Here is a 15,196-nt window from a genome sequence, read left to right as displayed (position 1 = left end):
AGGAACGGAGACCGTACATGCCCCCCGCAGCCCGGAGCGGCGACCCCACCGATCACGGCGGCGCCCTCACCACCCCGCCCCCGGGCGCCCTCGCGGTGGAGACCGTGCTGATCGGCGGCCGGCCCGCCGCGGTGGTCGGCAGCCTGCACGCCTGCGTCCCGCACGTGGAGATGGGCCCCGCCAACCTGGTGGAGCCCGAACTCGGCACTGTGACCAGGGGGGTGACGCTGATCGGCGGCTTCCCCGCGGCCCGGATGGGCGACAAGACCACCTGCGGCGCCGCCATCCTCGGTGGCGCCTTCAACGTGCTGATCGGGGGACCGGCGTGACCAGCAACTTCATCGGCCGGGGCTGGGCCTTCCCACTGCGGGTGAACGCCACCGGCGGCATCGGCATGGTGGAGCGGGACCGGGAGATCGCGGAGGCCATCCGGCTGATCCTCGGCACCGCCCCCGGCGAGCGGCCGATGCGCCCGGAGTTCGGCTGCGGCATCCACGAGTACGTCTTCGCTCCCGGCGACAGCACCACGGCCGGGCGGATCGCCCGTGAGGTGCGGATCGCGCTGGAACGCTGGGAGCCGCGCATCGGGGTCGACGAGGTGGTGATCGCCTTCGACCGGGTCGACGAGGGCACCCTCTACATCGACGTCCACTACACCGTGCGGGCCACCAACGACCGCCGCAACCTGGTCTTCCCCTTCTACACCATCCCGGAGTCGCCGACGGCGGAGACCGCGGCGCCGGACTTCCCGGCGGCGCAGTTCCCGGCGGCGCAGTTCCCGGCAACGGTGGACGGGGGCGGGCGCTGATGGCACTGCCCTCCCCGAACCTGGACGACCGCCGCTTCCAGCAACTCGTCGACGAGGCCAAGCGCTACGTCCAGCAGCGCGCGCCGGAGTGGACCGACCACAACGTCTCCGACCCGGGCGTCACCCTCATCGAGACCTTCGCCTACCTGGTGGACCAGCTGCTCTACCGGCTGAACCGGGTGCCGGAGAAGAACTACGCCGCCTTCCTCGACCTGCTGGGCATCCGGCTCTTCCCGCCCGCCGCGGCCCGGGCCGAGGTCGACTTCTGGCTCTCCGCCCCACAGTCCGAGACGGTCCTGCTGCGGGCCGGCACCGAGGTCTCCACCCTGCGCACCGAGACCGACGACGCGGTGGTCTTCGCCACCGCCGAGGACCTCCCGATCGTTCCCAGCTCGCTGGACCGGCTGGTCACCGTCTCCGCCGCGGGCGAGCAGTCCGACGCCACCGCCCGGCTGGCCGAGGGCGCGGACGTGCCCTGCTTCCAGCCCCGCCCGGCGGCCGGCGACGCCATGCTGTTCGCCCTGCCCGCCGTGGTGCCGGGCTGCATCCTGGCCGTGCGGCTGGACAGCCGGGTGGAGGGCGTCGGCGTCGACCCGCGCCAGCCGCCGCTGGCCTGGGAGGTGTGGGACGGCGCGCGCTGGATCGGCTGCGAGACCGGCGGCGACACCACCGGCGGCCTCAACCGGCCCGGCGAGGTCGTGGTGTTCGTGCCCGCCGGGCACACCGCGTCGGTGATCGCGGGTCGCCGGGCCGGCTGGCTGCGGTGCCGGGTCACCGAGCCGCGCCCGGGCCAGCCGTTCTACTCCGAGTCCCCGACCGTCCGCCGGGCCGAGGTGTTCACCGTCGGCGGCACCACGACCGCCGTCCACGCCCAGACCGTCACCGACGCGCCGCTGGGCACCTCCGAGGGCGTCGCGGGCCAGCGCTTCCGGCTCGCCAGGCCGCCGGTCCTGCTGGACGGCGGGGCGCCGGTGGTCGAGGTCGCCGCCGGGGACGGCTGGCAGCCGTGGACGGTCGTCGAGCACTTCGGCGACTCCTCGCCCACCGACCGGCACGTGGTGCTCGACGCGACCACCGGCGAGTTCCAGTTCCCGCCCGCCGTCCGGGAGCCCGACGGCAGCCTGCGCGCCTTCGGTGCGGTGCCGCCCAAGGGAGCGCGGCTGCGCGTGCCGCAGTACCGCACCGGCGGCGGCACGGCGGGCAACGTCGCCCGCAACACCGTCACGGTGCTGCGCAGCTCCGTCCCGTACATCGCCCGGGTGGACAACCGCGAGGCGGCCCGGGGCGGGGTCGACGGCGAGACCGTGGAGAACGCCAAGCTGCGCGCCCCGCACCAGCTGCGGCTGCAGGAACGCGCCGTCACCGCCGGGGACTTCGAGCTGATCGCCCGGCAGGCCGCGCCCTCGGCCGCCCGGGTCAGCTGCGTGCCCGCCGGCGACGGCGTGGCCGGGGCGGTGCGGGTGCTGGTGGTCCCCGACGCGGTCGCGGACGAGGGCGATCGGCTGCGGTTCGAGCAACTCATCCCCGACGAGCAGGTGTTGGCCGCGGTGGCGACCGCCCTGGACGAGCGGCGGCTGATCGGCACCCGGATCCTCGTCCAGCCGCCCACCTACCAGGGCGTCACGGTGGTCGCCCGGCTCACCACCCGCGCCGCGGACCCCGACCGGGTCCGCGAGGCGACCCTCGACGCCCTCTACCGCTACCTCAACCCGCTGCGCGGGGGCGCCGACGGCAGGGGCTGGCCGTTCGGCCGGGCGGTGCAGTACGGGGAGGTGTTCGCCGTACTGCAACGGGTGGCCGCCGTCGCGGGGGTCGAGGACCTGCGGCTCTTCCCGGCCGACCCGATCACCGGCCGCCGGGGCGCGCCCGCCGAGCGGGTCGACGTCCCCCCGGACGCCCTGGTCTTCTCGCACCAGCACCAGATCGTGGTCACCACGGCCGACCGGGACGGGGTGTCATGACCAGAGCCGCCGTTCCCGGGCTGGCCAGCCCGCACCCGATCGGCGAACTGCTGCCCGCGCTGTTCGCCGACGACGACCTCGCCCAGCGCTTCACGGCCGGCCTGGACACCGTCCTCGCCCCCGTCTTCGCCACCCTGGACAACCTGCCCGCCTACTTCCGGCCCCGCCTCGCGCCGACCGACTTCCTGGACTGGCTGGCCTCCTGGCTCGCGGTGGACGTCGACCCGGCCTGGCCGGAGGAGGTGCGCCGCGCGGTGGTCGGGCGCGCCGTCGAACTGCACCGGTGGCGCGGCACCCGGCGCGGACTCGCCGAGCGGCTGCGCCTGGTGCTCGACGCCGGTGCCGAGATCACGGACGGTGGGGGGGTCTCCTGGACGACCGCCCCCGGCGCCGCCCCGCTGCCCGGGCCGGGCGGCGAGGTGCTGATCCGGGTCTGGCCGCTGCACGGCGCGGGGCTGGACGAGGACCAGGTGCTGGCCGTCGTCCGGGCGGGCTGCCCGGTCCACCTGAACTGCCGGGTCGAGATCCTGCCCGGTCCACCCGGACGAGCGGAGGGCTGACGGATGCCGGTGTGCCCCGACTGCGGGACGGCCAACGGGGAAGGGGACGACTTCTGCGGCAACTGCGGTGCGTACCTGGGGTGGTCGCGGACAGCCGCTGCGGCGCCCGCGTCCGCCGCGCCCGCGCGGAGCGAACCTGCGCCCGCGCCGACGGCTGCCGTGGCCGAGACCGCGCCCACGGCTCCGGCCGCGCCCGCTGCTCCGGCCGACCCTGCTGCTCCGGCCGACCCTGCTGCTCAGGCCGAGCCCGCTGCGCCCGAGACCGCGCGCACCGAGTCCACCTGGCGAAACGTTTCCCGACGGGTCACCGCGCGCAGCAGGCGGAACCAGCCGCCTGCCCCGGACCCGGACCCCGCACCGCCGGCCGACCCCGTCGAGGAGGCCTCGGCCCAGCAGGCCCCCGAACCGACCCCGGCCCGGACCCCGGCCCCGGAACCGGTGCCCCCGTCGACCCCCGCCCCCGACCCGCAGGCCGACCCGGTGGCCGTCCAGCCCGCCAAACCCGTCGCGCCGCGCCCCGTCGTCCGGGCGTCCGCGGCCGACGAGGTCCAGGACGGCCCGCCCTGCCCCCGGTGCGGCACCCCCAACCTGCCCGCGCGCCGGTTCTGCCGCCGCTGCGCCGCGCCGCTGGCCGTCACCGCACCACCGCCGAAACTGCCCTGGTGGCGCACCCGTTGGCCGTTCCGCCGTCGGGTTCGGATCGGCGGCTCGGGCAACGCGCTGCGCCGCACCATCGCGCTGGTCGTGCTGGCCGCACTGGTGGTGGCGGGGATCCTGCTCTACCCGGTCGGCGTGAGCGCCTTCCAGGACGTGCTGGACAAGGTCCGCAGCACCGCCCCGATCACTCCGTCGCTGACCTCGGCGAGCGCCGCCGTCGAGGGCCATCCGGCGACCGCGGCCGCCGACGGCCTCAGCAACACCTACTGGGGGGCGCCCGCGGTCGGGGACTCCGTCAGCTTCACCTTCCGCACCCCGTTCAGGCTGGTCGACCTGATCGTCCACACCGGTGCCTCCGCGGACCCGGAGCACTTCCGGCAGCAGGCCCGACCGCTGGTCCTGTCCCTGGAGGTCACGGCCTCGGACGGGGAGCTGCACCGCAAGGAGATCACCCTCAACGACCAGCCGGGCCCGCAGACCGTGGCGACCGGGATCAGCGACGTCGTCCAGGTGAAGCTCACCGTCCGCGAGGCGGCCGGGACCGGCCCCGGCCGCACCATCGCCCTGGCCGAGGTGGAGTTCTTCAAGCGCACCTGAACTCGCGGGAGCGGCGGCGTCAGAGGAAGTGGAGGCGGTTCAGCGAGATCTCCTCGGCGGGGTCGTAGTGCAGCGGGGCGCCGTCGAGGGTGACCAGGCCCCGCTGCCCGTCGACGGGGGTGTCAGCCGGCGGGCTGGTCGTGGGTGGAGCAGTGGATGCCGCCGCCGCCGGAGGCGATGGTGTCGATCTGCAGGGGGACGATCTCGCGGTCCGGGAACTGGTCCTCGAACACCTCCTGGGCGTGTCCATCGGCCCGGGAGTCGCCGAACTTGGGCAGGTAGACGCCCTTGTTGCCGATGTAGAAGTTCATGTACGAGGAGACGAAGGCGTCGCCGCGGCCGGTGATGCGGTCCGGGTCGGGCTGGCTGATCTCGATCACCTTGAGCTTCTTGCCGCTCGCGTCGGTCATGTCCGCCAGCACGGCCCGGGCCTGGTCGGCGGAGCGGGACCAGACGTCCGCCGGAGTGCCGGGGAAGGCCCGGTCCAGGAGGACGACGCCGGGGGCGGCGAAGCGGGCCAGGCAGTCGACGTGGGCGTCGGTGATGTCCTTGCCCTTGACGCCGGCCAGCCAGATCACCTTGGTGACGCCCAGCGCCTGCTTGAGCTCCGCCTCGATCTGGTCGCGGTCGCGGCCCGGATTGCGGTTGGCGTTGACCACCGAGCTCTCGGTGACCATCAGCGTGCCCTGACCGTCGCTCTCGAAGGAGCCGCCCTCGGCGACGATCGGGGTCGCGACCCGCTCGATCCCGTACCTGTCGAGGACGGCACGGGCGATCCGGGCGTCGTTGTCGTGCTGCTGCTTACCGCCCCAGCCGCTGAAGTTGAAGTCGACGCCCTTGACCTTTCCGCCTTCCTCGACGAACACCGGCACGGTGTCGCGGGCCCACAGGTCGTCCACCGGGACGGACAGCAACTCGACGTCCTGGCCGCAGGCGTTGCGGACCGAGTCCTCCTGGCCGGGGCGGACCAGCAGGACCACCGGTTCGCGGCTGCCGATGGCTCGGGCCACCGAGGCGATGTCCTTGCGGACGGCGTCGAGCTGGTCGCCCCAGACCTTCTCGGAGGCGGGCCAGGCCATGAAGGTCCGCTGGTGCTTCTCCCACTCGCCGCCGAGCCGGCGCCCGCGCCCCGGGCCGGGCGCGGAGGGTGCGCCGGGGGCGTTCCCGGACGGCTGGTCGGCGGTGCTGGAGGTGGACGGGGCCGCGGACTCCCTCGGGGAGTCGTCAGTGGCCGCGCAGGCGCCGGCACCCACGGCGATCAGGCCGGCACCGGCCAGGGAACGCAGCATCGTGCGGCGCGCGAGGGAGGGGTGGGACACGGTGGACTCCGGTGGGCTGAGAGTGGGGCCGAAGGTGGATCGCTCCGGCGCGGTGGGCGGGCTCCGAGGAACGCTGGGGCGTGGGTCGACGGCGGGCGCAGGCGCCCGGCATCGCCGGCACAGAGCTCTTGCACTGACTGAAAAGTCAGTTAACGGCGGGTCGGTCGTCGGCCGCGCGGGTGGTTACGGCAGCGGCTCGTGCATGGTCGAGCAGTGGATGCCGCCGCCCCCGGCCATCAGCCGGTCGACGTCGAGCTGCACCACCGTGCGGCCGGGGAAGGCCGCGGCGAGGGTGTCCCGAGCGGCGGTGTCCTTGTACGGGTCGCCGAACTGGGCGGTGATGACGCCGCCGTTGACGAGGTGGAAGTTGAGGTAGGAGTCCACGAACTCGGAGCTGCGGGAGCGGACGGAGTCCGGGCCGTGCACCACGATGACGTGCAGCCGGCGGCCCCGGGCGTCGGTCGCGGCGGACAGGACGGCGAACTGCTCGCGGGCGTCCCGCGCCCAGGCGTCGTTCCGGTCGGCGGGCGGCAGCTGCACCATCACCACGCCGGGCCGGACGAACCGGGAGGTGACGTCGACGTGGTCGTCGGTGATGTCCTTGCCCTCGATCCCGGGCAGCCAGATCATCCGGTCCGCGCCGTAGGCCGCCAGGACGGCGTCCTCGATCTCGTCCCGGCTCATGCCGCGGTTGCGGTTCCTGTTGACCAGGCTGCTCTCGGTGGCCATCACGGTGCCGTCGCCGTCGGTTTCTATCGCGCCGCCCTCGCCGGTGAAGTCGGCGAAGGAGTGGCGCAGGCCCCGGTGGGCGGCGAGGCGTTCGGCGACCCGGGCGTCGTCGTGGTGGACCTGCTTGTTGCCCCAGCCGTTGAAGTTGAGGACGACGGCCTCCAGACCGCCGTAGCCGTCCCGGCGGAACACCGGCGCGATGTCGCGCATCCACAGGTCGTCGGTGGGGATGGCGGTGATCACCTCCACCGCGGGGCCGCAGCGCGCCCGGGCCTTGTCCGCCGTCCAGTCGTCGGGGGCACACATGACCACCGGCTCGAACTGGGCGATGGTGCGGGCGATCAGGGCGATGTCCTCCTGGACGCCGCCCAGGCGCAGCCCCCAGACGCCCCGGCGGGAGGGCCAGGACATCCAGGTCCGCGCGTGCGGGACGTCGTCCGCGGGCACCCGGGGGTGCGCCTCGGCGGAACGGCGGTGGTGGCTCATGAGGTCCTCCAGATCGTGCGGCGGCGCCGAGGAGGGTGCGCGGGGCCGCCAGGTCCACTCTTCGCGCCGCGGCGCACCGGCGCACCACGGGGGAGGGGCGGCGGCCGCACCCGCCTGAGGGGATCAGGCTGACACTGACTGAAAAATCAGTCAAACCCGAAGCGATGCCATGATCCCTCCGCTGTCGGATGCGTGCGCAGTGTGACGGCCGGGCCGGGCAGCAGGGCGCTGGGCCCCTGTGGCTCAGGAGCCGAGCCGCGTCACCTCGGCGTCGATCGCGTCGGCCATCAGCGTGCGGGCGTGCGCCAGTGGCAGGCTGCCGCTGAGCCAGCGCGTGCTCAGCCCCTCCAGCAGCGCGGTCAGCCGCTCCGCCGCGCCGGCCAGCGCGACCGCCGAGGACATCGGCCGTACGGCGCCGAGCAGCCCGGCGATCTCTTGCACCCACACCCGGGTGGCCCGCGCCAGGTCCTCCCGCAGGGTCTCGTCGAACACCGCGCTCGCCCGCAGCTCGCCCCGGGCGGTGCTGTTCTCCCGGACCTCGACGGTCTCCTGGAGCTCCAGCAGCAGCGTCTGCTCCAGCTCCTCGCGGGCCGTCAGCGGCGGAGCGTCCGCGGCGCGCTCGGTCGTGTAGCGCTCGGCCCGGTCGTTGATGAACTCCAGGGTCTGCCGGAGGATCCCGGTGCGGTCCTTGAAGTGGTAGTAGATCAGTGCGGTGGACACGCCCGCCTCGGCGGCGAGCTCCTCCACCCGCAGCCCGCGCACTCCGCGCCGCGCGATCACCCGCGCCGCTGCTTCCATGATCGATGTTTTCCGACTTGCCACGGTCTGCCACCTTACCCGGAGCCCGGCGCAAGATCGCTGCGTGTGCTGAAAGTCCCGTCAGGTGGAATACCGGGGGCGGGACGGGTCGCCTCTTTCCGCGCCCGCCTCCGTCAGCCGGGTCGGCTTTCGGACAAGGTGGCCGCCGGGGGCGGAATTCTTGGATCCTCCGCTGAACTTTCACGCCGCCATCACCTAGGGTGACTCTCGTTTCGCCGCCGGGGCAGCCGGTTCGGCGGGACTCCGACTGTCCCCAACACCACTGGAGAACAACGGACATGATCCTTCGTCAACTGTGGAAGCGCGCTACGGCACTGGTGGTCGGCCGGGGAGCCGGGGCCGTCGCGGCGGCGGTCGCCCTGGTCGCGGCCGTAGCCCTGGGCGGCACGGTATCCGGCATGTCCGTGGCGGAGGCCAAGCCCGCGTGGGGCTTCGCGGGCAGGTGGGCCTGCTCCGGGCAGCCCGTCGACGCCGGGAACGTGATAACGGACCACGACAGCGCCGGCTGCGGCGGTTACGGCTCCTGGTACCAGCAGCCGGCCAAGGACGGGATCTGGACCTGCTCCGGCTCCCCGGTGGTGGCCGGCTACGTGATCACCGACCACCTGACCTCCGGCTGTCGGGGAATGGGCGCATGGCGCCACAGCCTCGCCCACGACGGCATCTGGACCTGTTCCGGCTCGCCCGTCGTGCCCGGCTACGTCATCAGCAACCACCTGCGGGCCGGCTGCGGCGGCATCGGCTCCTGGCAGCACACCCACCCCCATGACGGGATCTGGACCTGCTCCGGCTCCCCGGTGGTGGCCGGCTACGTGATCACCGGGCACATGACGACCGCCTGCGACGGCGCCGGGGCCTGGCGCCACAACACCGCGCGCGTGGGCCTGTGGACCTGCCCGGGCTCGCCCGTCCCGTCCGGCTTCCGGTCCACCAGCTACGCCGCCTGGGCCTGCGACGGCCTCGGCGGCTGGGTGCTCGCCCGCGCCTGACGACCGTGCCTGACGACCGCGCCTGACGACCGCGCCTGATGCCTGCGCCTGAGGGCCGCGCCCGTCCGGGCCGTTCCGGCACCTCGACCGGTGCCGGGACGGCCCCTCGTCAGCGGCCCGGGTCCGCCAGGACGGCCTGCGCCGCGTTGTGCCCCGGGATGCCGCTGACGCCGCCGCCGCGGACGGCCCCCGCCCCGCACAGCAGGACGTTCGGGTGGGCCGTGGCCACGCCCCAGCGGGCGGCGGCGTCCGCCGGCTCCTCGTCGGTGAAGGGGAAGGCGAGGTCCCGGTGGAAGATGTGGCCGCCCGGCAGCCCGATCTCCCGCTCCAGCTCCGGCGGCGTCCGGGCCTCGATGCAGGGCCGTCCGTCGGCGTCCGTGGCCAGGCAGTCGGCGATCGGCTCGGCCAGCACCGCGTCCAGTTGCGCCAGGCTCGCGGCCAGGGCGCGCCCCTTGGCCGTCGGGTCGCCGAACAGCCGGGCGGGCATGTGCAGGCCGAACAGGGTCAACGTCTGCAGCCCCTGCCGGGCGGACTCCGGGCCCAGGATCGACGGGTCCGTCAGCGTGTGGCAGTAGATCTCGGACGGCGGCGCCGAGGGCATCCGGCCGGCCAGCGCCTCGGTGTACGCGGTCTCCAAGTCGCGGTAGCCCTCGGCGATGTGGAAGGTGCCGGCGAAGGCCTCGCGCGGGTCGGCGGCGGCGTCCCGCAGCCGCGGCAGGCGGCGCAGCACCATGTTGACCTTCAGCTGGGAGCCCTCCGGCGCGGGCCCCGGCTCCTCGCCCAGCAGCCGGGCCAGGGCGGCGGGCGCGGCGTTCACCAGGACCTTGGGCGCCGCCACCGTCGCCTCGCCGTCCCGGTGCCGGTACGTCACCTCGGCGTCGCCGCGGCCGTCGGTGGCCACGGCGGTGACCTCGCAGCCGGTCCGGATCTCCGCGCCGGCCGCCAGCGCCGCCTCGGACAGCGCGTCGGTCACCGCGCCCATCCCGCCGACCGGGACGTCCCAGTCGCCGGTTCCGTTGCCGATCACGTGGTACAGGAAGCAGCGGTTCTGCAGGAGTGCGGGGTCGTGCGCGTGGGTGAAGGTGCCGATCAGCGCGTCGGTCAGGACCACCCCGCGCACCAGGTCGTCGGTGAAGGCCCGCTCGACGGTCTCGCCGAGCGGCCGCTCGAACAGGGCCGTCCAGGCGGCCCCGTCGTCGACCCGTCGGCGCAGCTCGGCGCGGGAGGGCAGTGGTTCGGTGAGCGTCGGGAACACCCGCCGGGCGACTTCCCCGGTCGTCCCGTAGAAGCGCTGCCAGGCCTGCCACTCCCGGTCGCCGCCGGTCAGCGCCCGGAACGACTCCCGGGTGCGGTCGGGGTCGGCCGCGTCCACCAGCAGTCCGGTGGGCTTCCCGTCCCGCTCGGTGGGGGTGTAGGAGGCGATCCGGCGCCGCCGCAGCTCCAGCCGCAGCCCGAGGTCCCGGACCACCTTCCGCGGCAGCAGGCTGACCAGGTAGGAGTAGCGCGACAGCCGGGCGTCCACGCCCGGGAACGCCCGGGTGGAGACGGCGGCCCCGCCGACCCGGGCGAGCCGTTCCAGGACCAGCACCCGTCGGCCGGCCCGAGCCAGGTAGGCCGCGGCCACCAGTCCGTTGTGCCCGCCGCCGACGATCACGGCGTCGTACCGGGAAGACACGATCGTGGTCATCCGGTCACGGTACGGCACCCGGGCGGGCCGGGGAACAGGGTGCGCACCGCAGACCGGTCCGAGGCCGCGGGCCCGTCCCGCACGGCGTGCTGTCGGTGTCGGTGGCTAGGGTCTGCGGCATGGCGACAGTGATCTTCGTCGACGAGACGACATCGGGGGTGCGGCGGGACGCGTGGCGGCTCGCTGTCGCGGAGGAGCGGCTGACGCTGCGCGAGCTGATCCGCCGCCGGGTGCACCGGGAGGTGGCCGAACACGACGCAGGCCGCTCCGGGGCGTTCCACGGCCCGGTGCAGCCGACCGCGGCCGAGCGGACCCTGAACGGGGACCACCGGCGGCCGGAGGATCGCGCGGTCGACCCCGAGCGGCAGTTCCTCGACGCCGTCGAGGCGTTCGGCCGCAACGGCTTCCTGGTGCTCGTCGGTGACCGGCAGATCGAGGACCTCGACGCCGAGCTGGACCTGCGCGCCGACACCGAGGTGTGCTTCCTGAAACTCGTTCCGCTAGTGGGTGGCTGATGATGACGACGACGACCGATCCCTTCGACTCCGCGGCGGCCCGGCTGCTCGACGCGCTCGACACCGGCCACGTGGACGGGATCGTGGGGGCGCTGTCGGAGGTCGACGCCGCGATAGGCGGCGACTGGTCCGACGAGCGAGTGCAGCCCGTCCGCGAGCGGCTGCTCGAACTGCACCGGAACACCCGGGCCGCGCTGGTGGCGGGCCTGGTGCAGTGGACGCTGATGTTGTGGCGGCCCGTGGAGACCGAGAGGATCAGGCGGGAACGCACCGCGCTGATCCACCTGGCCGCCACCGTGTCCAGGGGCTTCCCGCCGGGGCCGGCCCGTGAGCTCCGCGAGGACCGCCTGCACCTGATGGGCCGCCAGTGGCTCATCACCGACCTCCACGAGGCGGAGGCGCTGATCGGCGACGAGATCGCCGCGGGCCGGCCGGTCGACGCCGCGGTGGTCGCCGGCGTCCGTCGCAGCGCCCTGTCGATCCGGCCCCACCACAGCGCCGTCGTCGACCTCGCGGCGGCTCTCACCGAGCCGCTGCTCAGCCCCGGCGAGGCCTGGGCCGACCGGGCCCTCGCCGACGTCGCCGCACTCGACGCCGAGCTTCTTGACGCCCGGCTCGGTTCGCGGCGCGATCCGGCCGGAGGAGCGGGCGGCCCCTGGGCGGCTCTGCTCAAGCATGCCTTCGAGGTCAAGTCCGCCAAGCCGACAGCCCGTTGGGAGCGGACTGGCCGGGCGCTGATCGACGCCGTCGGTCCGGAACGGGCCCGCGAGCGGATCACCGAGTGGCTCTCGCTGGTCGGCCGCCCGCGCACCCTCGAACTGGTCGCGGACCCGGACGGCGCGGGCGCCGGCCAGCTCGACCCGTACAACCTGGACGCGCTGCGCGGAATCGCCCTGCTGCTGCCCCTGGCCCCGGCCCGTCCCGACAGCGCCCGGGTGCTGGGGCGACTGGTGGAGTCCGCGCTGCGCAAGGTGCCCGGCATCGGCCCCCAGGCGCCCAAGGTGGCCAATGCCGCCGTGCACGGCCTCGCCCGCCTGGACGGCGAGGAGGGGCTCGCCCAACTGGCCGTCCTCACCACCCGGGTGACCTACAAGGGCACCGTCAAGGAACTCGACAAGGCGCTCCGGGACCGGGCCGCGGCCCTCGGCCTCGGCCGGGCCGAGATCGAGGAACTCGCCGTCCCCAGCTACGGAATGACCGAGCCGGGCCGACGCGTCGAGCACTTCGGCGACGCCCGGGTGGAGCTGCTGGTGGAAGGCACCCGGGTGCGGCAGACCTGGTACAACGAGGCCGGCCGTCCGGTGAAGTCCCCGCCGGCCTCGGTGCGCCGCGAACACGCCGACGGGCTGAAGGAGTTCAAGGCAGAGGTCAAGGACCTGGAGAAGATGCTGACGGCCCAGTCCGAGCGGCTGGACCGGCAGTTCCTGGCCCGGCGCAGCTGGCGGTACGGCGCCTGGCGGGCGCGCATCCTGGACCACCCGCTGGTCGGCACCGTGGCCCGTCGGCTGATCTGGACCGTCGACGGCACGGCCTGCGCCTGGCTGGACGGCGCGCTGCGCACCCTGACCGGCGACGAGCCCGCGCCCGCCGCCGACGCGGTGGTCGAGCTGTGGCACCCGGTCGGCCACCCGACCGAGGAGGTGCTCGCCTGGCGCGCCCTGCTGGAACGCCACCGAGTCGTCCAGCCCTTCAAGCAGGCGCACCGGGAGGTGTACCTGCTCACCCCGGCGGAGGAGCACACCCGGGTCTACTCCAACCGCTTCGCCGCACACGTGCTGCGCCAGCACCGGTTCCACGCGCTGGCGGGCGCACGGGGCTGGCACAGCCAGCTGCAGTTGGCGGTGGACAACTCCGTCGCCGCTCCGAAGCGCCTGCTGCCCGAGTGGGGCCTGCGCGCCGAGTTCTGGGTGAACGGCACGGACGCGGACTGGGGAGAGACCTTCGATCACCTGGGCACCGACCAGGTGCGCTTCTACCCGATCGACGCGCCGGAGAACCTCACCCACGCGGGCAGCGGCCAGTTCAGCCCGCTCATGATTCCGGGTGTCGAGACACCCGAGCCGGTGCCGCTCACGGAGGTGCCTCCACTGGTGCTGAGCGAGGTGCTGCGCGACGTGGACCTGTTCGTGGGCGTGTGCAGCGTCGGCAACGATCCGACCTGGTCGGACGGCGGTCCGGAGGGGCGCTACCGCGACTACTGGCGGGAGTACGGCTTCGGCGAGTTGTCGCAGAGCGCCCGCGAGCGTGGCGAGCTGCTGGCCAGGCTGCTGCCCCGGCTGGCGGTCGGGGCGCGCTGCACGGTGGAGGGGCGCTTCCTGGAGGTGCGCGGCGAGCTGCACACGTACCGCATCCACCTGGGCTCGGGCAACGTCCTGATGACGCCCGACGACCGCTACCTGTGCATCGTGCCGGCCTCGCAGGACCCGTCCGACGGGCGGGCGGGTTCGCCGGGCCCGTATCTGCCGTACCTGCCGTTCGAGGGCGACCGGATGCTGGCGGTCATCCTCAGCAAGGCGGTCATGCTGGCCGATGACACGGCGATCACCGATCCGGCCATCACCGCCCAACTGGGGCAGCGCTGACTGCCCGCGGGGCAGAGCTCGGTCGCCATCACGCCCCGTGATCGATCTCCCGTCAACTGGCCTGCCATGACGAAAGCCCGAGAGAAAGCGCCCATCTTCCGTTCGAGGACGTACAGTTGGTGAGATCGGTCATGTTCACTTCAGAACACTGGCGAGAAGGAGTGCTTCTCTTGACCACTCACCTCAAGAACGGCGTGCGGGTGCTGCCGGCCCTGGCTGCGGCGCTGTGCGGGATCGTCGGCGGCACGACGCTGGGGACCTCCCCGGCCGCGGCCGCCGACCAGCGCCACCCGATCTACGCCATCGCGCACCGGGTCGACACCCTGGACGGTGTGGACGCCGCGCTCAAGCACGGCGCCAACGGCATCGAGATCGACGTCTGCTCGTGGTGGAACCCGAACGAGTGGCGCGCCTACCACGACTGTTCCTCCGCCGGTGACAACCGACGGGGGCCCGGCTTCGACAGCATGATCGACCGGATCCTCTCCAACGCCAACGCGGGACGCAGGCTGTCGCTGGTCTGGCTGGACATCAAGGACCCCAACTACTGCGGGGAGGAGCCCAACCGCACCTGCAGCGTCGCCGGCCTGCACGACAAGGCGCAGCGGCTGACCGCCGCCGGGATCCAGGTGATCTACGGCTTCTTCGAGTACCACGGCGGCAACACCCCCGACGTCGGCGGCCGGGGCTGGAAGAGCCTGGAGGGCAAGCTCGGCCGGCTGGAGGGCATGACCACCACCGGCACCCGCGACCAGGTCCAGAACGCCTTCACCCGGTCCGGCTCCGGCATCCCCGCCGGCCACCGGGCGATGGACTACGGCGACAGCGACATCACCAAGGGGTTCGGCAACTGCACCGAAGCCACCTGGAACACCTGCACCGAGCTGAAGAAGGGGGCGGCGGACCGGGCCTCCGGCCAGCTCGCAGCCACGCTGTCCTGGACGACCACCTACAACGACCCCTGGTACGTCGACAAGCTCCTGGGCGATGCCAGGGTGGACGGCATCATCGCGGGCTACGGCGCCTTCACCGGCGTGCGGGAGTACGACGACAGCTGGCAGTGCGCCAACGCCGTCAACCTGGTCCGCGACTGGGTGAACCGCCACAGCAGCACCCACCGCATGGCCAACAGCGGCGACCGCCTCTTCCACTAGGCACGCCGTCGCGCCCGGGGCCGCCCCCTTCCTCCCGTGGCGGCCCCGGGCAGGGCATTTGTTTCGAGCGCCGAGTAGGGGTACTGTCTCCCAGTCGCTCGGCAGGGAGCACCGGACACGCAGGTTCTGCGCGGACGGTCCCGGAGTGGCCAATCCACGAGAAACACCGCTTGCCGATTCGGCGTGCCTGTTTATCGGGATTTCGGCCGGATTCGCTTTTCGGAGCGGGGGTCGGTTAGAGTTTGGAGCGTCGGACGGGGCGTCAAGCCGCGGAAGACGCCAGCGAGTTGGATGACGAAGCCCCGGAAACGGAGCGGAAAACATCTGATAAGC

General features: G+C 73.6%; 13 protein-coding genes. 9 read left to right on the top strand and 4 right to left on the bottom strand.

Annotation, left to right across the window (positions count from 1 at the left end; all coding sequences use genetic code 11):
- Positions 1-17 precede the first annotated feature (17 nt).
- From BOQ63_RS09765 to BOQ63_RS09745, 5 genes are all read left to right on the top strand, one after another.
- Positions 18-329, top strand: coding sequence for a PAAR domain-containing protein (locus tag BOQ63_RS09765; RefSeq protein WP_030290307.1), 312 nt, complete (start codon positions 18-20; stop codon positions 327-329).
- Entirely contained in the window at positions 326-808 is a 483-nt protein-coding gene (locus tag BOQ63_RS09760) for a GPW/gp25 family protein (RefSeq protein ID WP_078657160.1), read from the top strand. Before BOQ63_RS09765 ends, BOQ63_RS09760 begins: the two co-directional genes overlap by 4 nt.
- On the top strand, positions 808-2,769 hold the full coding sequence (locus BOQ63_RS09755) for a putative baseplate assembly protein (RefSeq protein ID WP_072654075.1): 1,962 nt from the start codon (positions 808-810) through the stop codon (positions 2,767-2,769). Before BOQ63_RS09760 ends, BOQ63_RS09755 begins: the two co-directional genes overlap by 1 nt.
- A complete protein-coding gene (locus tag BOQ63_RS09750; RefSeq protein WP_030290310.1) occupies positions 2,766-3,329 on the top strand; it encodes a phage tail protein I in 564 nt (187 codons plus the stop codon). The genes BOQ63_RS09755 and BOQ63_RS09750 overlap by 4 nt, the downstream gene beginning before the upstream one ends.
- Before the next feature lie 159 nt (positions 3,330-3,488).
- Positions 3,489-4,583 carry an NADase-type glycan-binding domain-containing protein gene (locus BOQ63_RS09745; protein ID WP_318299356.1) on the top strand — a complete coding sequence of 365 codons (1,095 nt, stop codon included), beginning with the start codon at positions 3,489-3,491 and terminating at the stop codon, positions 4,581-4,583.
- A 122-nt stretch (positions 4,584-4,705) separates the two neighbouring features.
- Here BOQ63_RS09745 and BOQ63_RS09740 read toward each other — a convergent pair whose 3' ends face one another.
- The 3 genes from BOQ63_RS09740 to BOQ63_RS09730 all read right to left on the bottom strand — a co-directional run bounded on the left by BOQ63_RS09740 (position 4,706) and on the right by BOQ63_RS09730 (position 7,915).
- Entirely contained in the window at positions 4,706-5,902 is a 1,197-nt protein-coding gene (locus BOQ63_RS09740) for an agmatine deiminase family protein (protein ID WP_072654074.1), read from the bottom strand.
- A gap of 183 nt (positions 5,903-6,085) precedes the next feature.
- Positions 6,086-7,117, bottom strand: coding sequence for an agmatine deiminase family protein (locus BOQ63_RS09735; protein ID WP_046386384.1), 1,032 nt, complete (start codon positions 7,115-7,117; stop codon positions 6,086-6,088).
- A 243-nt stretch (positions 7,118-7,360) separates the two neighbouring features.
- Positions 7,361-7,915, bottom strand: coding sequence for a TetR/AcrR family transcriptional regulator (locus tag BOQ63_RS09730; RefSeq protein ID WP_072654073.1), 555 nt, complete (start codon positions 7,913-7,915; stop codon positions 7,361-7,363).
- A 299-nt stretch (positions 7,916-8,214) separates the two neighbouring features.
- Here BOQ63_RS09730 and BOQ63_RS09725 point away from each other — a divergent pair, with 299 nt between their 5' ends.
- Positions 8,215-8,925: a hypothetical protein gene (locus tag BOQ63_RS09725; protein WP_191093542.1), complete on the top strand. Its 711-nt coding sequence runs from the start codon at positions 8,215-8,217 to the stop codon at positions 8,923-8,925.
- Between the two features lie 109 nt (positions 8,926-9,034).
- Here the strand turns inward: BOQ63_RS09725 and BOQ63_RS09720 are convergent, their stop codons facing one another.
- Complete coding sequence (locus BOQ63_RS09720; RefSeq protein ID WP_030290317.1) at positions 9,035-10,612, bottom strand: phytoene desaturase family protein; 1,578 nt, start codon at positions 10,610-10,612, stop codon at positions 9,035-9,037.
- A gap of 119 nt (positions 10,613-10,731) precedes the next feature.
- Between BOQ63_RS09720 and BOQ63_RS09715 the strand changes: the two genes are divergently transcribed.
- The 3 genes from BOQ63_RS09715 to BOQ63_RS09705 all read left to right on the top strand — a co-directional run bounded on the left by BOQ63_RS09715 (position 10,732) and on the right by BOQ63_RS09705 (position 14,863).
- Positions 10,732-11,127 carry a hypothetical protein gene (locus BOQ63_RS09715; RefSeq protein WP_030290319.1) on the top strand — a complete coding sequence of 132 codons (396 nt, stop codon included), beginning with the start codon at positions 10,732-10,734 and terminating at the stop codon, positions 11,125-11,127.
- A 2-nt stretch (positions 11,128-11,129) separates the two neighbouring features.
- Entirely contained in the window at positions 11,130-13,709 is a 2,580-nt protein-coding gene (locus BOQ63_RS09710) for a DUF4132 domain-containing protein (RefSeq protein ID WP_051747304.1), read from the top strand.
- Between the two features lie 170 nt (positions 13,710-13,879).
- Complete coding sequence (locus BOQ63_RS09705) at positions 13,880-14,863, top strand: PI-PLC domain-containing protein (RefSeq protein WP_030290323.1); 984 nt, start codon at positions 13,880-13,882, stop codon at positions 14,861-14,863.
- Positions 14,864-15,196 lie beyond the last annotated feature (333 nt).

This window comes from Streptomyces viridifaciens (genome assembly GCF_001888885.2).
GTDB classification, from domain to species: Bacteria; Actinomycetota; Actinomycetes; order Streptomycetales; family Streptomycetaceae; genus Kitasatospora; species Kitasatospora aureofaciens.
The sequence above is the reverse complement of the archived record's forward strand: the minus strand, read 5'-3'. Positions and strand labels throughout refer to the sequence as shown.